Genomic DNA, 23816 nt, shown 5'->3' on the forward strand with positions numbered 1-23816 from the left:
CGAGGGCAAGGCTAGCTTTGTTGTATTCCCACTCAAAACGAATGCGATACGGCCCTTCGGCTTCGTGCATTCGATACCCATCTATGAAAAGAATCCTGCTGGTCGTTGGCCTGTTTGGGGCCGGCTATTGCGCCCAGGCACAGCCCGCCGCCCCCCTGAAAGCCCGCCTCGACAAAGTCGCCCTGACGGTGGCGCTGGGGGCTGATGGCCGCCCCACCTACGCCGTGGCCTACGGCCCCAAAACCGTTGTTCAGCCCTCGCGGTTGGGGTTGAGCTTTGCCGACGGCAAGGGCTTCGACGGCCCGCTGGTGCTGGCCGGCAGCGAAACCAAGGACGTGGACGAGACCTGGACGCCGGTGTGGGGCGAGGTGAAAACCATCCGCAACCACTACCAGCAGCTCACGGTGCACCTGCGCCAGCCGGCCGCCCCGGGCCGGACGCTGGACGTGGTGTTCCGCGTGTTTGCCGATGGCGTGGGCTTCCGCTACGAGTTTCCCAGGCAGCCCCGGCTGCAGTATTTCACGGTGCAGGACGAACACACGGAGTTCAACCTGCCGGCCAACCACAAGGCCTTTTGGATTCCGGGCGACTACGACTCGAACGAGTACGCCTACACCACCAGCCGCCTGAGCGAGGTGAACACCGCGCCCATCGAGGCCATTCAGCAAAAAGCCGACCCCAAGCGCGTGCAAACGCCGCTGATGCTGAAATCGGACGACGGCCTGTACATCAACATCCACGAGGCGGCGCTGGTGAACTACCCGGCCATGTTTCTGAACGTGGATACCAAGACATTCAGCCTCAGCAGCCAGCTGGTGCCCGATGCCACCGGCACCGGCGCCAAAGCCTACCTGCAGGCACCTGAGCACACGCCCTGGCGCACCATCGTGGTGGCCGACAACGCGCCCGCCGTGCTGGCCAGCAAGCTGATTCTGAACCTGAACGAGCCCAGCAAAGTGGCCGAAACCGGCTGGATTCAGCCCCAGAAATTCGTAGGCGTGTGGTGGGAGATGCACGTGAACCGCGCCAGTTGGAACTACGCCGACACCAGCAACATCAAGCTGGCCGGTACCAACTGGAAAACCCTGAAAAACAACGGACACCACGGCGCCAACACCGCCAACGTGAAGCGCTACATCGACTTCGCCGCCGCGCACCACATCCCCGGCGTGCTGGTGGAAGGTTGGAACGTGGGCTGGGAAGACTGGGCCAATAACTGGAAGGAAGAAGTGTTCGATTTCGTGACGCCGTACCCCGATTTTGATGTGGATGAGCTGCAGCGCTACGCCGCCGGCAAGGGCGTCAAGCTCATCATGCACCACGAAACTTCGTCGTCCGTCACCAACTACGAGCGCCGGCAGGATGCTGCCTACCGCTTCATGAAGCAGCACGGCTACGATGCCGTGAAAACCGGCTACGTGGGCCGCATCATCCCGCGCGGCGAGCACCACGACGGCCAGTGGATGGTGAACCACTACGTGCACACCGCCCAGCTCACGGCTGCCAGCCGCATTATGGTGGACATGCACGAGTCCGTGCGCCCCACCGGACTGCACCGCACCTACCCCAACTGGCTGGCCAACGAAGCCGCCCGCGGCAACGAGTTCAATGCCTGGAGCAGCGGCAACCCGCCCGAACACGAAACCATCCTGCCCTTCACCCGCCTCATGGGCGGCCCAATGGACTACACGCCCGGCATCTTCCAAATCAAGCTCGACGACTGGAACCCCGCCCGCAACCAAGGCAAGCAGGTGCACACCACCCTGGCCAAGCAGCTGGCCCTGTACGTGACCATGTACTCGCCCCTGCAAATGGCCGCCGACCTGCCCGAAGCCTATAATAAGCACCTCGATGCCTTCCAGTTCATCGAAGATGTGGCCGTGGACTGGGACGATACCCGCATTCTGGCGGCCGAGCCCGGCGACTACCTCACCACTGTGCGCAAGGCCAAAGGCAAGGATGAATGGTACCTCGGCAGCATCACCGACGAAAACGCCCGGCAGCAGCCCATCAAGCTGGACTTTTTAACTCCCGGCCAGCGTTACGAGGCCATTATTTACGCTGATGGCCCGGGCGCCGACTGGCAGAAAAACCCCATGGCCTACCGCATCACCAAGCAGGTGGTGACCAGCAAATCGATGCTCAAGCTGCAGCTGGCGCCGGGCGGCGGCGCGGCGGTCAGCTTCAAGCCGGTCCGGAAATAATTTTCTATCCCTTTCTCATTCCTCTCCGCATTACCTAATCTTTTCTAAATGTCTATTCGACACATTTTGCGTGCAAATGCATTGGTGCTGCTGGCTACTGTGAGCCTGCTGGCAGCTTGCAACAAAGACACCACGCCGCCCGCCATCGTCACGCCGCCCATCACCTCTACGCCCACGCCGCCGCAGTACGGCACGCCCTTCAATGGAGTGCCCAACCGCGAGGACGCGGTGATTTACCAGGTCAACATGCGGGCGTTTAGCCAAGCTGGCAATTTTGCGGGCGTGCTGGCCCGGCTCGATTCCATCAAGGCCGTGGGAACGAACGTGCTGTACCTGATGCCGATATACCCGGTGGGCACCGACAGTAAATCGGTGAACTCGCCCTACGCCGTGAAGGACTACCGCGCCGTAAACGCCGAATTCGGCACCCTGGCCGACCTGCGCACGCTGGTCGACGCGGCCCACGCCCGCGGCATGAGCGTGATGCTCGACTGGGTGGCCAACCACACCAGCTGGGACAATGCCTGGATAACCGCCCACCCGGACTGGTACGTGCACAACTCGGCCGGGGCCATTGCGGCCGTGTCCAACAACGGCACGACCTACAACGACGTGGCCCAACTCGATTTTGGCAATGCTTACATGCGGGCCGAAATGATTTCAGCCATCAAGTCGTGGGTGTTCACGGCCAACGTCGACGGCTTTCGCTTCGACTACGCCGACTTTCAGCCCGGCGACTTCTGGAAGCAGGCCACCGACACCCTGCGCAACGTGAAAACCCACAAGCTGCTGCTATTGGCCGAGGGCAACCGCAGCGCCAACTTCACCTCGGGCTTCGACTACAACTACGGCTTCAATTTTTACGGCGGCATCTTCAACATATATAAAAACGGCCAGTCCGCTGCCAATTTTGATGCTTTCAACACCACCGAATACGCGGGCGCCACGGGCACGCAGCAGGTGGTGCGCTACATCACCAACCACGACGTGAATGGCTCCGACGGCTCACCCGTGGCGCTGTTTGGCGGCAAGGCGGGCGCCATGTCGGCCTTTGTGGTGGCGGCTTTGTACAAGGGCGTGCCCATGATTTACAACGGCCAGGAAACCGGCATGGCCGCGAACATTCCCTTCCCCTTCACCTCCGTGAAAGTGCAGTGGGGCGTCAACCCCGACGTGAAGCGCGCCTACCAGCAACTCATGGCTGCCCGCGCCGCCAGCCCGGCTCTGCGGTCCGGCACTCCCACCGGCTACAGCACCTTCAGCGTGTGCGCCTTCACCAAAACCGCCGGCTCGGAGCAGGCCTTTGTGCTGGCCAACACGCGCAATTCGGTGCAGACCTTCACGGTGCCCGCCGCCTTGGCCAACACCACCTGGACCAACGCCCTGCAGGGTGGCACCTACACCGTGGGCACTACCGTTTCGCTGCCGGCCTACGGGTATTTGGTGCTGAAGAAGTAGGGGAAGGGTTTTAGGAAAACAGAACGTCATGTCGAGCTTGCCGAGACATCTCGCGTGCCGAAGTAATTATTTACTCTGGCACGCGAGATGTCTCGGCAAGCTCGACATGACGTTCTGTTTTGCGTTCTATCTAAACCCTACGAAAACCCCAGTACCGGGTGCGGCTGATACGGCTCTTCCAGCCGCCGGATTTCTTCCGCGCTGAGCTTCACATCCACGGCTGCCACGGCGTCTTCGAGGTGGCCGGGCTTGCTGGCGCCCACAATGGGCGCTGTGATGGCCGGTTTGCTCAGCATCCAGGCCAGGGCAATCTGGGCGTTGGGCAGGCCATGTTCTTGGGCAATTTCCGTCACGCGGTCGGCCACCGCGAAGTCGTCGTCGCGGCCGTACAGGCTTTTGCCGAAGGCGTCGGTTTTAGCGCGCTCGGTTTCGTTGCGCGCCTTGCCGCGGCCACCCGTGAGCAGCCCCCGCGCCAGCGGCGACCACGGAATGACCCCAATTTTCTGGTCTTCGCACAGCGGCAGCATTTCGCGCTCCTCCTCGCGGTACACCAGGTTGTAGTGCGGCTGCATGCTCACAAAACGCGTCCAGTTGTGCTTGTCGGCCAGGTACAGGGCCTGCGCAAACTGCCAGGCAAACATCGACGACGCCCCGATGTAACGCGCTTTGCCGGCCTTCACCACGTCGTGCAGCGCCTCCAGCGTCTCCTCAATGGGCGTGTGGTAGTCCCAGCGGTGAATCTGGTACAGGTCCACATAATCGGTGCCCAGTCGCTTCAGGCTGGCATCGATGGCACTCATGATGTGCTTGCGCGAGAGGCCCTTATCGTTGGGCCCGGGGCCCATGGGGTTGAACACCTTGGTGGCCAGCACCACCTCGTCGCGCTTGGCAAAATCGCGCAGGGCCCGGCCCACCACTTCCTCGCTGGCACCGTTGCTGTACACATCGGCCGTATCAAAAAAATTGATGCCCAATTCCAGCGCCTTCTGAATAAAGGGCCGGCTCTCATCTTCTTTCAGGGCCCAGGGCCAGCGTTCGGTGGGCGTGCCGTAGGTCATGGTGCCCAGGCAGATGCGCGAAACCTGCAGGCCGGTATTGCCTAAGCGGAGGTATTCCATAGTGGATTGGGGAAGCGTGCCCGGCCAGAAACCCGGCACTTGTGAGGTGGCGTGAGAAATCTGTATCCAAACGCAAACTCGTAGGTCAGGTTTTCAAAATGGAAAGCTTCGGCGGCGCAACAACTTCGCCCAAATGGGATTTAAAAGAGGGCCAAAATATTGCATTATGCCGGGTTTCTGCATGAACATATATTTTTGTTGAAATTGGAAAAATTCCATTCGTTAACTTTGGGGTAGTTATTCTGTCAAACGGCTAAAGCAATGATAAAGCAAGGTTTTAGCGAGATTACAGGCTTTTATTTCTCCTGCATTCATTAAGAAAATTATCGATTAAATTATATACACACTCGCTCATGGCAAATCTCTACCGGTTTCGTCGTTCCCTGCGTTTAGTGGGAGCGGGAGTTTTAACTTTTTTTTCGCTGAGCACTGTACTGGCCCAGGCGCCGGCCGCCGCTTTGTGGCCTTCGGCCGCCGATACCGTGCGCGCCATGCCCGACGTGGCGCTCGACGATGTGCTGGTGGCCCCGGCGGCCGTCGACTCTAAGGAGTGGCTGCTGCTCAACGCCGACATCCAGACCGAGCTGGACGGCGCGGTGCACAACCTCTACAACTTCAAGTTCGACCAGGCCGAGCGGCAGTTCCGGTCGTTGCGCCGGCGCTACCCCCAGCACCCCATGCCCTATTTCCTGCTGGGCCTGAGCACGTGGTGGAAAATAATGCCCAGCAACACCTACAATCAGCAATACGACAAGACCTTCTTCGCTTACATGGACACGGCCACCACCAAGGCCCAGAAGCTCTACGACGCCGACCCCAACAACTACGAAGCCAGCTTCTTCCTCTCGGCCGCCTACGGCTTCGACGCCCGCTTGCACGCCGAGCGGCACGACTGGCGCAAGGCCACCGTGAGCAGCAAGCGGGCCCTGGCCTACCTGCAAAAAAGCCGCGAAGCCAATGGCCTGAGCCCCGAATTCGTGTTCGGTGAAGGCTTGTTCAACTACTACGCTGTTTGGATTGCCGATGAATACCGCTGGCTGCGCCCGGTGCTCTGGTTTTTCCCCAAAGGCAACCGCAGCACCGGGCTGGCCCAACTGGAAGAGGTGGCCCAGCACGGTTTCTACACGGCAGCCGAGGCTCGGTTTTTCCGCATGCGTATTCTGGGCAGTGCCCGCGAAAACAATACCGCCGCCGCCCTCGCCGTCGCCCGCGACCTCACCCGCGACTTTCCCGACAACAGCTGTTTCCAGCGCGCCCGGGCCCAAAACGCCTTTGCCGAAGGCGAACTGACCGAGTGCGAGCGCACCAGCCGCGACATCCTGGCCAAAGTGAACAAAGGCCTGCCCGGCTACGAGGGCTTCAGTGGCCGCGCTGCCGCCTACTACCTCGGCTATGTGGAGCAGCACCGGCACAACAACCCCGCCGCCGCGCAGGATTTCTACCAGCGCTGCCTAGTATTCTGCGAATCGGTGGGCCAGACCAAGGGTGGTTACTACCTGTTTGCCGCGGCCGGCCTGGGCCGGCTGGCGGCCCAGGCCAGCAATCAGCCGCTGGCGCGACGCTACTTTCAGGTAGTGCTGGACCAGGCCGAGCACAAATCGGACTTGTACCAGGAAGCCAACCGCTATCTGCGCAAAGGGGCAAAAGCCAGAAGCTCCGTAGCCATGGAGGCAGTCGCTACTAATTAAGCGCCGGATATCCGGCACAGCACACGAAGGCCCGCTGGCATTGCGCCAGCGGGCCTTCGTGCGTGTTTAATTTAACAACTGGCCGGGCTAGGCAGAGTAGGCCTTCGTCAACTCTTTCGGCGGAGTTGTCGTTTAAGTCAACTCAAAGCCGGGATTTGACTTATGCCGGCTGAATGTTCTCCCAACCTCATCCATCCTATGAAAAAGCAACTTTTCTTGGCCTTCTTGCTCACCGCGGTGGGCTACTCGGCCAGTGCCCAAACCAGCACCACCACCACCACCACGCGTCAGACCACGGTGACACCGGCCACGCCGGCCACCCCCGCGTATCCGGCCACTCCGGTCCAAACGCCAGCCACGTCAACCAGCACGGAGTCGACGACTACCACGGTAGAGCCATCTACTACCACCACTGTCGTACCAACCACTGTTGTCCCGCGCGATACGAAAATTAAGGGCAAGCGCAGCGGCAAAACCAAAGTGAAGCCCAAAGATTAGTTCTGACCCGCCTATAAGGGCCACACAAAAGGCCGACCTTAAGTACTTAAGGTCGGCCTTTTGTGTGGATAACGCTTGAATGATACGACTTTAATGGTAGTTGGATTATTGAATTGAGGCGGAATTGCAAACCTTTTTTACTGTGACGGGCGGGCCCGTAACATTTAATGCCAGCCTGCTTATCTGATTGACAATGAGAACAGAAATAATTATCAACTCTGATTTATTAATTAATCTTTTTCAAATATTAAAAAAGATTAATTAATAAAATAGGTAAATTGATTATTTTTTTAGTACATTTATTTCGACGATGCGCACATTGCCTTGGACGGCAAATAGTATTAGGGGAGAACCAACTTCTAACACCATGAGATACAATTTGCCATTCTATTCAGCGGAGGCGGAAAATGCTGCTGCTGAGATTTATCATACGCATCCAGAGTGCCGTATAGCTCAGCAGATTGCACCAGACAGCCGCATTGGCGGTACCGGCGATGGCCGTAAGGAGTGTCCTTTCTGCTTCGTGCTGGGGCAGTTCCGCTCCAATAAATTTGTCGATATGCCCGGCACACTAGTCCCGGCCGGCAGCCAGGTGCCCGCGCAGGCGGGTTTTGCCGCTTCGGCACACAGCGGGCAGTCGCTGGCCTAGTAGGAAGGCTTTCGGCTGCCATCGGGCAGGGAAGAATCAAGCGGCGGTTGAGCCGTTTCTTTGCAGCGGTTCCCGGTGGTGTTGGGGCACGCAGTCGCGTGGCCACGGCGCGGGGCGCTGCCTACTATGCTGCTTGAAGTTGTTGATGCCCGCCTGGCGCGGATGTTTATTGAATTGCCCGCTCGCCTGCACGCCGCCGTACCCAATTACATTGGTCCGCTGGAAAACGAGGTGGAGGCCGTTTTCGACCCCGCTAAAAACCCGAAGCTGCAGAATGGCGAGTGTGCGCGCTGGGTGCTGACGGATGCCAACGGCCAGGCCGTGGGCCGGGTGGCCGCCTTTCTGAACCGCGACGCGGTGGACGTGAAAAATGCCGACCTGCCCACCGGCGGCTTAGGTTTCTTTGAGTGCATTGACAACCAGACGGCGGCCAACCAGCTGTTCGACGTGGCCCGGCTCTGGCTGGCCGCCCGGGGCATGCAAGCCATGGACGGCCCCATCAACTTCGGCGAGCGGGACCGATTTTGGGGCCTGCTCATTGAGGGCTACGACCTGGAGCCGAACTACGGTATGTTCTGGCACCCGGCGTATTACCGGCCGCTGTTCGAGAACTACGGGTTTGAGCTTTATTTCAAGCAGTATACCTGCTACCGGACCACGGCGGCCGAACTGCATCCCAGCTTTGCGAAGCGGGCCGAAGAGCACGCCGGCACCTACCGCTTCGCCCACGCCCGCAAGCAAGACGCCGAGAAACTCGCCCAGGATTTTCACCACGTATACAATCTGGCATGGGCCAGGCACTCGGGGGTGAAACCCATGACGCTGGACGAGGCCCGCAAGATTGTGAAGGAAATGAAGCCCGTGGTGGACGAGCGCCTGCTCTGGTTTGCTTACCACGGCGAGGAGCCGGTGGCGTTTTTCATTAGCCTGCCCGAGCTGAACCAGATTTTCAAGCACGTGGGCCGGCGGCTGAACCTCGTGGGCAAGCTGCGCTTTTTGTGGGAGCAGCGGCGCTACATGCAGCGGCGCGACAAGAAGCTGTTTGGCATCATCTACGGGGTGGTGCCCGAGCACCAAGGCAAGGGCGTGGACGCGGCCATGCTGGTGTATGCCCGGCAGGCGTTTATCGACGCGGGCTACGCCGAAATCGAGATGAACTGGATTGGCGATTTCAACCCGCGCATGCTGGTGACCACGCGCTCCATCGGCGCCAAGATTCTGAAGACGCACGCCACTTACCGCTATCTGTTTGACCGGGAGCGGCCGTTTGAGCGGATGCCAATCATTCGGTGAGCGGACCTGTCGTTGCGAGCGCAGCGAAGTAATCCGTCCTGTGCTAAGCACCCAGCCTTCTGATGTAAAAAGCCCCGGCACTGCGCAGTGCCGGGGCTTTTTACATCAGAAGGGATACCCGATAGCCAGATTAAATCGGCCGGTCTGGTTGTCGGGCGGACCGGTGGGCGTACTGAGCGGGAACGCATAATCGAAGCGGAGAACGAAGAACTGCACGTCGACGCGCAGGCCGGCACCGGCACCCACGGCCAGCTCTTTTAAAAAAGTGCTGGGCCGGAACTGGCCATTTTTGCCGTCGGGCTGGCCATCGGCGCCGAAGGTTTGGCGGCCCGGGTCGGGGTTGGCCAGCCAGATGTTGCCGGCGTCCAGAAACAGAGCGCCTTTCAGGTAGGGTACCAAGTCTTGGCGGTACTCTATGTTGCCTTCGAGGCGGATGTCGCCCACTTGGTCGTAGAAGCTGTTGAGGGTTTGCTCGCCGGTAGCGGGCTTGTAGGTGCCCGGGCCGATGCCGCGCGCAGCAAAAGCGCGCACGCTGTTGGGGCCGCCAATACCGTATTGCTTAGGGTAGGGCAGCACGTCGGAGTTGCCGTAGGGCGTGCCGATGCCGGCCTGCAAGCGGGCCACAATGCGGTTGCCAGAAGTGGGGTTCTGGCTGATTCGGTAATACTCGCGCATCTCCAAATCAAACTTGAGGTACTGGCTATACTCTTGTCCGCCAATGGTGTACTTGCCGTTGTCGTTCTTCTTGGCGCCCGAGGAGCTGACGATGCCCTGGGCCAGGTTGCCGCTGCCTTCTACCTGGCCGCTGAAGTAAATCTGCTGGCGGCGCTGTTCCAGCACCTGCTGGTTGTAGGTGTAGCGGTACGAGCTGGCCAGGATGAACTGCTGCTGGAAGGCGCTGCGCAAAAAGCTGCGTTCCGGCGAGTTCAGAATGGCGGTGAATACATCGGTAGGCGAAAACTGCACGTAGGTGATGTCGATGGGGCGCACCTCCTGCTCGTTGGTAATCTTGGTCTTGAACGTGTAGCCGTAGTTGAGGTTGAAGAAGTTCTGGGTGAAGTAGTTGGCCCGCGTCACGGCGCGCACACCCGCGCCGATGGTGGTACGCGGCTGAAAGTCGGAATTTGGCAGGTGGATGTCGAGCAACGGTAGGTGGGGCACCACGAGGCGCGGGAAAATCAGCTGCCCGTTTATGCCTAGCTCGTAGCTGGTGAGGCCCAGGGCGCCGTTGCCATTGCCGGACTGGGTTTCGGTGCTGGCCACCAGGTTCACCAGCAGCTGCTCGCCGCCGCGCAGGGCCGAGCGGTTGCGGAACGACACGTTCAGGCCCGGGCCGGTGAAGCCGTTGCTCTTGCTCACCAGCTGCAGGTCGGCCCGCAGGCTTTTCTTCTTGAGCTGGGTCATCCGCACGTCGGCATCGAGCCTTCCGCGGCCGGCCGAGTCGCCGGCTGCGGAAGGCAGAAAGCGGATTTCCACGAATTTGAACGTGTTCAGGCTCATCAGGCGGCTGATGGTCTGGTCGCGGCGCTTGCGCCGGTACAGGCTGTCCGGGTACATGAAGGTGGCGTTGGTAATGGCCTTGGCCTTAAATACCTTCTCGTCGGGGTAGTACTCGTATTTTTTGTACATCATCGGCTGCCGCGTGGTGGTATCGGTCAGCACGTAGCTGGTATTCAGTCGGATGCGTTTCAGCCAGTAAGGCCGGGTGGCTTTGGCCGGTGCCGAAGCCTTCACGCGCAGGTACACGTTGATTTTGTTGTTCAGCGTACTGTCAACCTGAAACAGAATGTAGTCGGGGTTGAAATAGAAATAGCCGCTGTTCTTCAGGTCGTTGTCGATGCGGACCCGCTCAGCGGTGAAGGTGTTGAGGTTGTAGGCATCGCCAACTTTGAGCAAGGTGCCCGGCTGGGTGGCACGGATGTCCTTGTCAATCAGCGTGTCGCGGTCCGGGAAGAAAATCTTCTCGATGATGTAGGGTTTGCCCGTGGTGGCCGTGTAGTTCACCTGGGCGGTTTTGTCCTGGGTTTTCACCTCGTTGGTCACCACGCCTTTGAAAAAGCCGTTGTTGTAGAGGCGGTTGGTAATAAGGCCGCTGGTGGTCTTAATTTTTACGTCTTTCAACAGCACCGGCGGTTCGCCAAACTTGTCGGCCAGAAACTTGCCCAAGCCCTTTTTCTTGCCCTGGCCCTGCCCCCAGAAATACAGCTTGGGCCGCAAGCCCAGAAACGAAGCGTTGGGCTTGGGCGTGATGACAGATTCCAGCTCCGTTTGCAGGGCGCTTTGGTTCGGCAGCTTCTCAGGCGCCTTGATGGTGACTTTGCTGCCGGTGTAGAGCTTCTGGCCCTCGGGCACATACTTCAGGCCCGAGCAAGCGGAAAGCGCTAAAAACGAGGCGTAAAGCAGCAGCAACGGCCCGGTGAGCAGTTGCCGCCTGCTCGTTTTCGAGTCTTTGTGGGCTATATCGTATTCTCCAATGCTCATGCTTGGTTCCTTATTTTTTCACGGCCCGCGTGGTGTCCATCCGTGCCGAGGGCTGGCTTTGCACGGAATCCTTCTCAGCCTGCTTGTCGGCTTTCGCGGCTTTTTTGTCGGCTTTGCGCTCGGCCTTGATGTCCTTGGGCACTTTCGAGAACAGCTCCTTCAAATCCTGGTAGTCGCGCTGGAACACGAGGGCGGCGCCGGTCCGGATAATCTGACCATCGATGTCCTCGTAGCTATTCTGGCGGAACACGCGCACCCGCAGGCGGTTGTCGGCCAGCACGCGGTACTCCAGGCTCACGTCGCCGGCCAGGTTGCTGGCACTGTTCTGACCCTGGGTCGCCTGAGTGCCCGAGCCGCCGCTCAGGTTGATGTCGGTGCCCACGCGCACGGTGAGACGGTTGTTGAACAGCTGGCGGCGCAGGGCCACGTTCAGGTCGGTGCGGCTGCCCTGGCTGCCGTCGGCGCCGTAAGCGGCTTGGTTGGTCACGCCCAGGTCGAGGCCCAGGCCCGAGAGGTACTTGCCGGTCAGGTTGTTGAGCTGGTCGGTGAGCACGGCGCTGGCGCTGCCGCGCAGCTGCGTGGCCACCAGGCCTTCGCCGCTGCTGGTCTGGAAGGGGTTTTGCGCCACAAACCGGCCCAGAATCAGCAATGAAAACACCTGCTTGCTCAGCTCCGACGTCTGGTTGGGCTGGCGCAGCTGGGCCAGCTTGGCTTCTACCTGCCCGCCGAGGGCACCGCGCTGGTTCTCGGGCAGCGTAATATCGAAGCCAATGGTGGGCTTGCTGAGCTGGTCGGTCACTTTCAGCAGCACGTTAAACGGCAGGCGGTTGCGCGATACCGTGGCGCTAGTCAGGTCGTCGGTGCCCTGGCCGGCCAGCAGCTCGGCCGGTGCGGCCTGTACTTTGTAGATGGCCGTGAGGTCGAGCGTGGCATTATAGGGGTCACCGTCCCAGGTGATGGACGAGCCGCGGCTGAGGATAAAATCGCGCTGGGCCAGGTTATAGAGCGACATGTGGTACTGCCCGCGCGCCACGTCCAGCCGGCCGCTCAGCGAGATGGTGCCGTCGGGCGCGATGTTGGTGTTGAGCGTGCCGGCGGCCCGCACCTTCAGGTTGTCGCCGCTGGCCGGGTCGATGACGATGGTGAACGGCGTGCGGTTGGTGATGGTAACCACGGCCGTGATGTCGTAGCCCGTGGCGTTCACCTTCGTGGTATCCACGGCCACCTTGCGGGCCAGCATGGTATCGAGCGGGGCACTCTTGTCAATGAATTCAACGATGCCCGTGCGCTCCTGGGTGGTGGGGGTGGCCGCCGGGGATTCCACCGTCAGGTTGGAGCCGTCCACCACCGTCACGCGGGTGTCGATTTTGATGAGGTCGACCGGCCCGGTCAGGCGCGTTTCCGAATCAAGCACCAGGCGGCCGTAAAACAGCTCGTTGTTTTCGCGGGTGCTGCGCACGGCCAGGAAGTTGTTGGTCGTGGCCCGCATGTCGAAGGAATAATTCACAAAGTCCTTGCTCAGCAGGTAGCCGTTGATAACGGCTTTGTTCGAAGCCGAATCCAACACCGTGAAGTTGTTGAAGGCAATGCCCCGGTCATCAAACGTGAGCGCCTGATTGGGCAGCCGGAAGGGCGAGCCCAGCTGCGGCACAATGAACCCGGCATCGTCCGAGGTATTGAGCGTGCCGCGCACAATGGGGGCGGAGGGCGCGCCCGTCACCGTCAGCTGCCCGCGGATGTAACCCGTGGCGCTGCGCACCTGCCCCACCGAGAAGGGCTCCACCAGTTTCAGGTTGAGACGGTTGGCGTCCACCGTCAGGTTGAGCGGGGCGGCGCTGGTGGCCAGGTAGGTGCCTGTCACGTGTACGTCGTTGCCGGCGCCGCCCACGGTGCCGGCCGCCCCGCCGGTCAGGCGGGCGTCGATGTCGTAGCGGCCCGCGCTGGGGTTGGTGGCATTAAAGGCAATGTCGCCGATGGATGCTTTCTGGAACACCAGGTTTTTGATGGTGGCATCGGCCGTGAAGGCCTGATTGGGCTTGCCCAGGTTGTCGATGCGGGCCGTGCCGTTGAGTTGCCCGGCCACCAGCGAATCCTGCTGCTGCACGATTTTGGCCAGCTCGGCCAGCTCGAAATTGGTGAACGTGACGCCCAGCGGCGAGGTGGGCACCTGCGGGTTCTGGCTTTGCAGGGCCAGGGTGCTTCGGCCGTTGGTCAGGTTCAGGCCATCGGCCACCACGGCGCCGCTGGGGTAATAGCGCACGAAGTTGTTGGCGCCGGCCGTCCAGTTTTCGTAATTAATCACCTGCTCCGGCGCAGCCTGGAACTCATACACCACGCTGCTATTTTTGCCGCCGCCCTGCACCAGGGCCTGCAAGGTGCCGGCCACCGCCAGCCGTTCCCGGTTGGCCGAGTCGCCCAGAATGGCCACGCGGGTGAATAGCTTGTTGTTGGCTACGTTGCCCACGATGCTGGGCCGACGCAGCCGCAGCGTGGTGTCCTGCGCGGCCTGGGCCAGGCGCAGGCCGTAGTCCAGCTTGGCGGGGTCCGAATCCACGTTCAGGCGCAGCGAATCGAGCCGGTAGTTGTTGTACTGAATGAGCGTGATGCTGGTGTTGGCCGTGAGGCGGGCGGCCTGCCGCGAGTAGTCGCCGGCCAGCGTGAAGGGCGAAATCTTCTTCAGGCCCGGTACCAGCTTGGTGGCCAGCTTGGGGTCTTTCAGCCTGAGCGAGTAGGTGAAGTGCCGGTCGGCCGCGCTGGGCACGTATTTCACGCCGGGTACATCGAAGTAGCGGTCCAAGTGCTGTTGCAGCTCCGTGGCGATGTCGCCGAGATGCACGTTGCCATCGAGGTTCACATTGGCAATGTCAGAAGTGATGACGGCCGTGGTGCGGGTGGCCGTCTGCACAATGCGGCCGTTGAGCGAGTCGAGCGGGAAGGGCTGGTTGTCGCGCACGATGACGATGTTACGGCCGCTGAAGGTGCCATTCAGCGTATTCAGGCTGGAGCCGCGCAGGTTGGCCACCAGGTTGCCCTGCACGCGTAGGTCGCCGCCGGTATAGAAGCCCAAGGCCGTGAGGTTGGCGCCGCGCAGGTTCAGCTTGGTCACTTCATAAGTGGGGTTGCGCGGGTCGCGCAGGTTCACCACGGCGCTCAGGTCGAGGTTTAGATTGGGGTCGTTTTTGCTGCTGGCGTTGATGACGTAGCGGTTGCGGTCAAGGTCCACCGTCGCGGCCACGCCTTTGTAGGTGTAGCCGTTGTAGCGGGCGCTCTGCACGTTGGCGCGCACTTGGCCCACCAGCGTGCCGGGGTCTTTCAGGTCGCCGGTGGCGTTGATGCGGCCCGTGGCCGTGACGCGGCCAATAGTCGGGTCTTTCAGCAGCTTGCCAAAATCGAACCCGCCCACCGCGAAGGTGCCTACCAGCGGTTGCCGCCCGTTGGCCTGCGCCGCCCCCAGCCGCCCGCTGAACGCCAGGTTGCCGTAGGAGCTGCGCAGCTTCAGGTTCGTATCAAACGCCAGCGTTGTCGGCCGTCCTTTGAAGGTGCCGCTCACCGCCACCGTGGGCGGAATGCTGATGTTGTTCGGAATACTGCCCTTGGGCGCCAAGCTGAGAATGTCGGCCCGCGTGGTGTGGAAATCCTGAATATCGAGGTCGGCATACAGCCGCGCGTCGGTATTGGGCAGGCCCTGAATCCGGCCGCGCCGCGCCTTGAGCACCGTGTTGCGCAAGCCCACAAACTCCAGGTTGCGCACCGTGAAATCACCCACGCGGCCCGCAATCTGCCCGTTGAGCAGCACCGATTGGTTCGGCCCGGTATTGAAAGGGGAGGTGCCAGCCAGGTCCGGCGCCAGGTATAGAATGTCGCGGAAGCCGAGCCGCACGTCGCGCAAATCGCCTTCAATCTTCAAATCCGGCAGTTTCTTCACGTCGCCCAGCGCGGCCAGGCTCTCGTAGCCAATGGCCAGCGTGCGCCGGATGCGGGTGTGCGGCGTCACCAAATCGAGGCTGTCGAGGCGGATTTGCACCGAGTCGTACACCACGTTGGCCTTCCACGAATCGACCCGAAAGCCGCTTTTCTCCTGCCCGGCCAGGTTATCGACCTTGCCCGTGGTGCGGTTTTCCGAATAGCTCAGGTCGTGCGTGTTCAGCACGAGGTTGGTAAAATCGAGGTGGTTGTAGTCGAGCGCCGGAATGCGCGTGCGCTGCTGAGGCTGGTTGAAATTGTCGAACTTCACTGCCAGCCCGCTGATGTCGGACTCGTCGAGCAGCACGCGCCAGCCGGGCGCAGCAGCGGTTTGGCCGGTGGCGGCTTTGGCCTGGTCAGTAGCCTCATCCAGCTTGCGCACGGCCTCGGCGGGGTTCACCACGCGCTCTTCCACGGGCACCTGCTCGTTTTGTGCGTAGGCGAAGGTGGTGTTTTTGAGGGTGAGCTTGCCCAGGCTCACGCGCTGCCGCTGCAGGTCGATGTCTTTGGCAGTGATGTCGGCCAGGCCGATTTTGGTGTTGATGTACTGCGCCGCCGGGTCGTTTTTGTAAGTGAACTGCACGCTGTCGAGCGTGGCCCGGTTCAGGCCCAGTTGTAAGGTGAGAGGCTCGGTAGGGCCGGGGCTTTCAACTTCCGGCGCCGTTTTCGTCTGCGTGATGCTGATGGCCGAGCGGCGCAAAGCGGCGTTATCCACCTTGTAGATGGAGTTGTCCACATCCACCTCGTCCATGTTGGCCGTGAACTCGCCGATGCGCGCCCGAATATCGGAGCCGGTTATCTGGTCGTTTTGAGTGAAGTAAATATTGGTGAGCCGGGCCTTGCCGATGTCGTATTTCAGGCCCGAGGACGTGGTATCGACCGGCGCGGTGGGGTCGGTGAAAGCATCGATGATGAAATCGTAATTGTTCACCGAATCGGGCTCGGTGCGCGTGAGGCGCACGCGGCCGTCGTTCAACTCCACGTTCGAAACATTGACCTGGCTGTGCAGCAGCGCCCAGATGTCGACATCGACGCCGAGGTGGCCCACCGACAGCAGCGTGTCGCGCTTCTGGTCTTCGAGGTACACGCCGTCGAGGTTGATGGCGTGGCGGAAGTCCGTCCGAAACTTGCCGATTCGTACCTCCGTGTTCAGCTTGCCGCGCAGGTAGCTTTCGGCTTTCTTGGCCACAAAATCCTGGCCGGCGTCGAATTGCAGAAATACCACCACCGCGATAACGAGCAGCAGCACGAGGGCAATTAACCCAAGTAATCCGTAAAGGGCACGACGCAGAAAAGTGGACAAAGCAGGACGGGATTAGCAGCAACACAAAGCAAGGCAGCCATTCCAAACGGAAAACCGTACGCCGGGGTTGGAAACCGGAGCTGTGCTTCTGAAAAGAAAGTAGAATGAGCGACAGAGAATCCGGGCCAACAAGTCCGCCATGCGGCGTTTGTTGGAGCTTCTCCGCCACACAGGTAGTTCAATCGATTGCACAAAAGCAGCCGCCTTACTCCAACCTCCTCCGCACGACGAGCTTTCATTCCTTATTTCTCATGGAGTCGGGCCTTATCTTTCGACCCGAAATCCCACCAAGTTCCCCATGACACTACGTTTTTCTCTTCCTTATCGCACGGTGCTGGGCCAGCGGCTGGCCGTGTGCGGCTCGCGCCCGGAACTGGGCAACTGGCAGCTGGCCGGCGCGGCCCTGATGCACTACGACGAAGCCACCACCTGCTGGCGCCTCGACCTGGAGGTGCCCGATGCCGCCGGCACCCTTACCTATAAGTACGTGCTGCTGGACGCCAACACCGGCAGCCAGCACTGGGAATACGGCCCCAACCGCAGCCTTGCCTACGACCCCGCCCGCACCCAGGCCGTGCGCCTGGCCGACTACTGGCGCGCCCCCGCCCAGCCCGAAAACGAGTTGCTAACCGCCGCCTTCACCAAGGCCCTGTTCCGTCGCCCCAGCCGGGCCACGCTGCCGGAAGCGACGGCTCCGAAAGCCAAAAAAGCCCCGGCCAAAGGCTCTAAAGCTGCCAAAGCCACGGCCGAAGCGTCGCCGGTGCCCACCGGCAGCCCGGAAACTACCGTAGCCCCCGCCGCTGGCGAAACCGTCTTCCAACTGGTGGCACCCCGCGTGGCGCCGCACTTGGGGCTCTGCATCCTCGGCTCCGACCCTGCGCTGGGCGCCTGGGACAACACCAAAGCTTTGGTGCTGTCGGATACCGACTACCCGACCTGGAGCGGCCGCTTCAAGCTGCAAAACCCCGGCGAGGACTGCCACTATAAATACGCCATGTGGGATGCCGCCGCCGGCCACGCCCTCGACATGGAAGGCGGCGACAACCGCGTGGTGCCCGCCACGCAAGACGCCACCGCCGCCCGCGTCTTCAACGACGAAGGCTACCGCTACGCCACGGCCTGGCGCGGGGCCGGGGTGGCGCTGCCCGTGTTTGCCATGCGTTCGGAGAATGGCTTTGGGGTAGGGGAGTTCTCCGATTTGAAGTTGCTGACCGACTGGGCCGTGCAAACCGGCCTGCAACTGGTCCAGATTCTGCCCATCAACGACACCACGGCCACGCATACCTGGGTCGATTCGTACCCGTACGCGGCTATTTCGGTGTTTGCGCTGCACCCGCAGTTCATCCATCTCGAAGGCATTGCCGCGCTCAAGGACAAGAAAGCCGCCAAGGAGCTGGCCCAGCTCAAGCAGGAATTCAACACCAAGGATTTCGTGGACTACGAGCCGGTGATGAACGCCAAATGGAAGTTTCTGAAGCTGCTCTATAAGCAGGAGAAGCAGGCTTTCCTGGCCGATGCCGGCTACCGCGAATTTTACGCCAGCCAAGCCGAATGGCTGGTGCCCTACGCGGCCTTCTCGGCCCTGCGCGACCGGTTTGGCACCGCCGATTTCCAGCAGTGGCCCGCCGAGTTCCGCCGCCCGCAAAACCTGGAAGCCCTCACCGCCGAGACGGCACCCGACTACGACGAGTACGGCCTGTTCTTCTTCGTGCAGTACCACCTCGACAAGCAACTGCTGGCCGCCGTAGACTACGCCCGTTCGAAAGGGGTGGTGCTGAAGGGCGACCTGCCCATCGGCATCTACCGCCACTCGGTGGATGCCTGGACGCAGCCCGAGCTCTACCACATGAACGCCCAGGCCGGCGCCCCGCCGGACGATTTCTCCACCACCGGCCAGAACTGGCGCTTCCCCACCTACAACTGGGAGCGCATGGCCGAGGACGACTACAAGTGGTGGAAGCAGCGCATGGGCCACCTCGCCCGCTACTTCGACACGCTGCGCATCGACCACATCCTGGGTTTCTTCCGCATCTGGGAAATGCCGATTGAGTCGGTGGAAGGGCTGCTGGGCCACTTCTCGCCCGCTCTGCCGCTGCACCGCCACGAGATTGAGCGCCGCCTCGGCTGGTTCGACTACTCGCGCCTGTGCGAGCCCTACATCCGCTGGCACATGCTGCAGGACATCTTCCAGGGCGAAGCGCAACAGGTGTTCGACGAGTACATGTACGATGCCAGCTACGGCCGCATTCACCTGAATGAAAACGTCGACGACCAGCGCAAAATCGAAGCCTACATCGCCCAGAAAATAGCCGACTACCCCGAGCACACCGAGTACTTCCAGTGGCTGCAAACCGGCCTCTTCAAGCTGGTGAATGAGGTGCTGTTTGTGCCGGCCGGCAACGACTTCTACCACCCACGCATCACGCTCAACAAGAGCTACTCCTTCCGCGAGCTGGACAACGACGAGGACCGTCGCCGCCTCTACGACGACATTTACATCGACTTCTTCTTCCGCCGCCACGAAGAATTCTGGCGCCAGCAGGGCCTCGTGAAGCTGCCACCCGTGCGCTACGCCACCGATATGCTCATCTGCGGCGAAGACCTGGGCATGGTGCCCGCCTCGGTGCCCGGCGTGATGAAGGAACTGGGCATTCTGGGCCTCAACATCCAGCGCATGCCCTCGAACCCCGCCACCGAGTTCGGCCACCCCGACGCGGCGCCCTACCTGAGCGTGGTGACAACCAGCAGCCACGACATGAGCACCGTGCGCGGCTGGTGGGAGGAGGACCGGGTGCGCACCCAGCGCTTCTTCGAAACCATGCTGGGCCACTGGCGCGAGGTGGCGCCCTTCTACTGCGAGCCTTGGGTGGCGCGCGAAATCCTGGTGCAACACCTGCACTCGCCGGCCATGTGGGCCATTTTCCCGCTCCAGGACCTGCTGGCCATCGACAGCCACCTGCGCCGCGCTAACCCGCACGACGAGCAAATCAACGTGCCCAGCAACCCCACGCACTTCTGGAAGTACCGCCTGCACCTGCCCCTGGAGGAATTGGTGGAGGCCGTGGGCTTCAATGAGCCGTTGCACCAGCTGGTGGCAGCCAGCGGGCGGGCATAGTTTATCCACTTAGTTAACTAGCATCGCCTTAGCGGGCGGGTAACCAGATTGGTGGTTGCCCGCCCGCTTTTTTACGTTCCTCTCAAGTATCACACTATTTAATCCAGATTTAGAACATATTGAAGTTTTTGATTTGTATTTAAATTGGACAATGCGAAATATGAAATTGTGCTTTTATAAAAAATAGTGCAATTATTTATAAGAAATTAATTTATGTAAAAACCCTTATTTCTTAAATACTACTAATTGATAAACAAAAATTTAATCGCAAAATACGGTTGCTATAGTTTTCTTGTAGATGAAATTTGTGAATGAGCAAGTCATGTTATTTTTACTATCTTACTTGTACAATTTTACAAGCCTTGCTTTAATTTTGCTTTCAAATGAGATTGATAAGATTGAATTTAACCGATATTATGACCACGAATGGGCAGCGATGCCGCTGACCTTTCCGGGATAGCACCACAACCTCGGGAAGCGGCACTGACAACAACGGCCCCTGCCACGGCTAAATCTCAACACTCCGATTCTCATTGTCGCGCTGGGCTGCTAGCACCGCCGCGGCCCCTTTTATAAGCTATTCTACACTACTTCCTTTTTTATGAGACAGAAATTACTGATTAAAGCCGTGGTGTTTGGGAGCCTGCTGGCCAACGTAAGCTTTGGCCCGATGGCCCGGGCCGAAGGGTCGAAAAACCTGACCCCGGGCACCAACACCGACGCCCTAACCGCCACGACCAACGACCGGACCGGTTTCCTGGTGCACGATTCGGACGTGGCCTCCGGGGGGTTGGATATCTCGTATGGGTTTCTGAAGCCCGCCAGCTGGACCAGCACGGCGGCCGGGGTTTCTTTCTCGCCCGACCAGCGGCTGTACGTTCGGTTGCTGCCCGGCGAGAAGCTGTCCTACGGCGTAAACCGGGCTGCTCCCATCATTGCGGCGGTAAATGGCACCACCGGCACCTACCAGGACCTGATGATTACGCTGCGCTACGGCACGGGCGATGGCACCATCGTGGACCAGAAAACCCTGACCCGTGCCAGCACGACCACCAATACCTACCAGCTGCTGACTACCCAGGCCGGCGTGATTAACAGCTATGCCCAGGCCACGGCCGGCCCGGGTGTGGCGAATGGCTACACGCCCCTTACCTACACCAACAACACCGGCACCACGCAGGATTTTTTCGTGGAGTTTACGCAAGTGGGCGAATACACCAGCCAAGGCACGCAGCCCGGCTTCAACGATTTGAAGACCCGCAGCACGACCTTTAATAACCAGCGCTACAGCGTGTACGATAAGTGGGACTTTACCGTAACCGGCACCGATAACCTGGAGAAAACGGGCCGCTTGTTCAGCAAGTTCTGGGCATTTTCGACCGGCCCTTCGCAATCGCCGGCCACCACCACGTTTGAGAACCGGCTGTCCAGAAACTTTACCCTCTACCCGCTGGTGGAAAGCCGGGCCACCCCGGGCCAGTATTACGTGAAAGCCATTGAGCTGGCGGGCCTGCGGCCCTATGCTTTCTTCTTCGTAACGAACGAATTTGGCTCTACGGCTAACGCGACTCGCAACACCCTGGCCCTGCGCCGCCGGAGCCAGAACAGCAACACGTCCTACGCGCAGTACCCCAGCTTCGTGAACGACCCCGACCAAGCCATTTGGCCCAGTGCGCCCGTGCCGGTGGCGAGCATCACGCCTCAGCCTTACTGCCGCAGCGGCAACACGGAAGTGGCCTTTACGGCCTACTCGTCGGAAACGGGCCGGTTTGACATTGTTATCACTTATGGCGGCAACACCCAGACCTTAACGACCGATGTAACGGCCGGCAAGTCGTCCACTGTGCTGTGGGACGGCCTAGTGAACGGCACCCGGGTGCCGGCGGGCCAAACCATTACCTACAGTTTCGTGAACCGCGGCGTGGCCGTGAACTTCCCCCTCTACGATGCCGAGGGCAACGAAGGCGGCTTTATAGTGCGCAACATGCGGCCTTCGTCGGCCGGCACCGACCTGCTGTATTGGGACGACACCAACCTGACCGGGTTCCCAACGCCCACCGTTCAGACCACGGGCACCAACGCTGCGGGCGCCGGCCACCCCTGGGGCAACGGCACCAACACCGTGGGCGACAATAAACTGGTGAACAGCTGGACTTACGGCTTTGTGAGCACCGCCAGCAACCTCTCCTACACCACGGTGAACGTGTGCGACAACGACAACGACGGCATCACCGATAACAACGACATCGACGACGACAACGACGGCGTGCTGGACGTGGTGGAAACCCTGTCCGGGACCACCAACATCAACCCCAGTGTTTTTGCGGATGCGGCATCGCCCATTCGCTACCTCGACGTGGACTACGTGCACCCCGTGCTGGGCGTGTTCCGCGATGTCAACGGCGACGGCATAAACGACCTCTTCGATACCGACCTGGACGGCATCCCCAACCATTTCGACCTGGATTCGGACAACGACGGCTTGCCCGATGCTGTGGAAGCCATGGGCAATGGCACGACGATGGCCGCGCCCACCTACACATACAGTCGCGTCACCACCGCCGGCACTAAATCGAGCGCTTACAACAGCGCGCAGGCGCGGTATATGGCCACTGCGGCCACTACAGCCGCTTCCAGTGTGGGAGGCAATGGCTTGCCCGATGCCGTGAAACCCAGCATGGCCTACAACAACGACGGCACCGTGAACACCGACAATCCGAACGTCAGATACACGCTGACCGACAACGACAACGACGTCTACACCGCCACCAACGGCCCGTCGCGCAATTATAACTTTCTGGATGCCGACTCCGACAACGACGGTATCGACGACGGCCGCGAAGCCCAGGCCACGCTGACCTACGTGGCCCCCTCCGGCCTCGACACCGACCGCGACGGCCTCGACAATGCCTACGACGGCAGCCCCGGCGGCACGGCCCTTGCCGGCACCAGCCTGACCACCGCTGTGGACTCGGACGGCGACGGCCAAGCCGATATATTCGACCTGGATTCCGACAACGACAACGCGGCCAATGGCAGCAAGCCGGTATACCAGCAAACGGCTGACTGGACCGAGGGCTTCGATACCAACGGCAACGGCAGAGCCGGCGACGAAATCCTTGCCAAAGCCCGGGCCTTTGCTGCTGCCAATGCCGAAAAAGCCACGTACTACCCGGTTGCCGCGCCTGGCAACATCACACTGAACTCTGCTTTCCTGCAGGATTCAGACAACGACAAGATTCCGAACTTCCTCGACATAGACAGCCCGTATTATCACGACGACAATTTTAACGGAGTAGTGGACCTCTACGACCCCGCTTATGGCGGTTCGATGTCGGCCGCGCCCAAAAACACCGCCGGCACCCAGTACCTGTTCCGCACCAATGCGGTGGCGGTGCCCCTGCCGGTAGAACTGGCCACTTTCACGGCCAAAGCCGCGAACCCGACCGATGCCCTCCTGACCTGGACCACGGCTTCGGAAAAAAACAACGACCATTTCGTCGTGGAGCGCTCCTTTGACGCCCGTACGTTCGGCGCCGTGGGCACCGTGCGCGGCCAGGGAAGCACCACCCAGGCCACGGAGTATCGTTTCACTGATGCCGGCGCGGGGCGGCGGGCCCAAGGCACGGCCTACTACCGCCTGCAACAGGTCGATGCTGACGGCACCGCAACGTACGGCCCCATTCGCAAGGTGGTGTTCGGCCCGGGCAAGGCGGGGGTGTCCATCTACCCGAACCCAAGCCAGGAAAATGCGACGCTGGACCTCACCGGACTGGCTGCCGACACCTACCAAGTGCAGGTAATCGACCTGACCGGCCGCGTGCTACGCACGCAGCAAGCCGGCGCCGAAGCCACTGTGCTCAGTCTGGAAGGCTTGCCCGAGGGCTCGTACATCGTGCTGGTGCAGGGCGCTGGCACCAGCCAGGCCCTGCCGCTCATCCGCCGCTAGCCTGTGGTTTGGCCCAGCATGAAGCAGGAGTAAAAGCTCCACTAACACGGCAAAAAGCCCGGCGATTAATCGCCGGGCTTTTTTTATGCCTCGCCGT

Annotated in this window: 11 protein-coding genes; 8 read left to right on the plus strand and 3 right to left on the minus strand. The window is 60.7% G+C overall.

Translation table 11 applies throughout. The features are described 5' to 3' along the window. The first annotated feature begins 83 nt into the window (after window positions 1–83). Together Q4S41_RS01850 and Q4S41_RS01855 are read left to right on the plus strand one after the other, a co-directional pair. Complete coding sequence (locus Q4S41_RS01850; RefSeq protein WP_305029428.1) at window positions 84–2204, plus strand: glycoside hydrolase family 97 protein; 2121 nt, start codon at window positions 84–86, stop codon at window positions 2202–2204. A 48-nt stretch (window positions 2205–2252) separates the two neighbouring features. Next, window positions 2253–3662, plus strand: a complete 1410-nt coding sequence (locus Q4S41_RS01855; RefSeq protein ID WP_305029429.1) for an alpha-amylase family glycosyl hydrolase — start codon at window positions 2253–2255, stop codon at window positions 3660–3662. Between the two features lie 137 nt (window positions 3663–3799). Here the strand turns inward: Q4S41_RS01855 and Q4S41_RS01860 are convergent, their stop codons facing one another. After that, window positions 3800–4780: an aldo/keto reductase gene (locus tag Q4S41_RS01860; protein WP_305029430.1), complete on the minus strand. Its 981-nt coding sequence runs from the start codon at window positions 4778–4780 to the stop codon at window positions 3800–3802. A 353-nt stretch (window positions 4781–5133) separates the two neighbouring features. Between Q4S41_RS01860 and Q4S41_RS01865 the strand changes: the two genes are divergently transcribed. The 4 genes from Q4S41_RS01865 (at window position 5134) to Q4S41_RS01880 (ending at window position 8908) form a co-directional block, all read left to right on the plus strand. Next, window positions 5134–6468, plus strand: coding sequence for a tol-pal system protein YbgF (locus tag Q4S41_RS01865; RefSeq protein ID WP_305029431.1), 1335 nt, complete (start codon window positions 5134–5136; stop codon window positions 6466–6468). Between the two features lie 198 nt (window positions 6469–6666). Further along, window positions 6667–6966 (plus strand): hypothetical protein, encoded by a 300-nt coding sequence (locus Q4S41_RS01870; RefSeq protein ID WP_305029432.1) that lies wholly within the window; start codon window positions 6667–6669, stop codon window positions 6964–6966. Window positions 6967–7333: 367 nt separating this feature from the next. Continuing rightward, window positions 7334–7615 (plus strand): hypothetical protein, encoded by a 282-nt coding sequence (locus Q4S41_RS01875; protein WP_305029433.1) that lies wholly within the window; start codon window positions 7334–7336, stop codon window positions 7613–7615. 126 nt (window positions 7616–7741) lie between these two features. After that, window positions 7742–8908 (plus strand): hypothetical protein, encoded by a 1167-nt coding sequence (locus Q4S41_RS01880; protein ID WP_305029434.1) that lies wholly within the window; start codon window positions 7742–7744, stop codon window positions 8906–8908. Window positions 8909–9013: 105 nt separating this feature from the next. Here Q4S41_RS01880 and tamL read toward each other — a convergent pair whose 3' ends face one another. Further along, the gene (gene tamL / locus Q4S41_RS01885) at window positions 9014–11389 is read right to left on the minus strand and encodes a translocation and assembly module lipoprotein TamL (protein ID WP_305029435.1); all 2376 of its coding nucleotides are present in this window, start codon (window positions 11387–11389) and stop codon (window positions 9014–9016) included. A gap of 10 nt (window positions 11390–11399) precedes the next feature. Then, window positions 11400–16655, minus strand: a complete 5256-nt coding sequence (locus Q4S41_RS01890; protein ID WP_305029436.1) for a translocation/assembly module TamB domain-containing protein — start codon at window positions 16653–16655, stop codon at window positions 11400–11402. A 298-nt stretch (window positions 16656–16953) separates the two neighbouring features. On the opposite strand from Q4S41_RS01890, the gene Q4S41_RS01895 reads away from it, so the two are divergent. After that, a complete protein-coding gene (locus Q4S41_RS01895) occupies window positions 16954–19770 on the plus strand; it encodes a 4-alpha-glucanotransferase (protein ID WP_305029437.1) in 2817 nt (938 codons plus the stop codon). A gap of 601 nt (window positions 19771–20371) precedes the next feature. Then, window positions 20372–23719, plus strand: coding sequence for a T9SS type A sorting domain-containing protein (locus tag Q4S41_RS01900; protein WP_305029438.1), 3348 nt, complete (start codon window positions 20372–20374; stop codon window positions 23717–23719). Window positions 23720–23816 lie beyond the last annotated feature (97 nt).

Origin of the sequence: Hymenobacter convexus, assembly GCF_030580955.1 — a bacterium.
In the GTDB taxonomy this organism is placed as follows: domain Bacteria; phylum Bacteroidota; class Bacteroidia; order Cytophagales; family Hymenobacteraceae; genus Hymenobacter.

Coding starts and splice junctions, on each gene's coding strand:
- Q4S41_RS01850 (WP_305029428.1), top strand. CDS start 84: ATGAAAAGAATCCTGCTGGTCGTTGGCCTGTTTGGGGCCGGCTATTGC.
- Q4S41_RS01855 (WP_305029429.1), top strand. CDS start 2,253: ATGTCTATTCGACACATTTTGCGTGCAAATGCATTGGTGCTGCTGGCT.
- Q4S41_RS01860 (WP_305029430.1), bottom strand. CDS start 4,780: ATGGAATACCTCCGCTTAGGCAATACCGGCCTGCAGGTTTCGCGCATC.
- Q4S41_RS01865 (WP_305029431.1), top strand. CDS start 5,134: ATGGCAAATCTCTACCGGTTTCGTCGTTCCCTGCGTTTAGTGGGAGCG.
- Q4S41_RS01870 (WP_305029432.1), top strand. CDS start 6,667: ATGAAAAAGCAACTTTTCTTGGCCTTCTTGCTCACCGCGGTGGGCTAC.
- Q4S41_RS01875 (WP_305029433.1), top strand. CDS start 7,334: ATGAGATACAATTTGCCATTCTATTCAGCGGAGGCGGAAAATGCTGCT.
- Q4S41_RS01880 (WP_305029434.1), top strand. CDS start 7,742: ATGCTGCTTGAAGTTGTTGATGCCCGCCTGGCGCGGATGTTTATTGAA.
- tamL (WP_305029435.1), bottom strand. CDS start 11,389: ATGAGCATTGGAGAATACGATATAGCCCACAAAGACTCGAAAACGAGC.
- Q4S41_RS01895 (WP_305029437.1), top strand. CDS start 16,954: ATGACACTACGTTTTTCTCTTCCTTATCGCACGGTGCTGGGCCAGCGG.
- Q4S41_RS01900 (WP_305029438.1), top strand. CDS start 20,372: ATGAGACAGAAATTACTGATTAAAGCCGTGGTGTTTGGGAGCCTGCTG.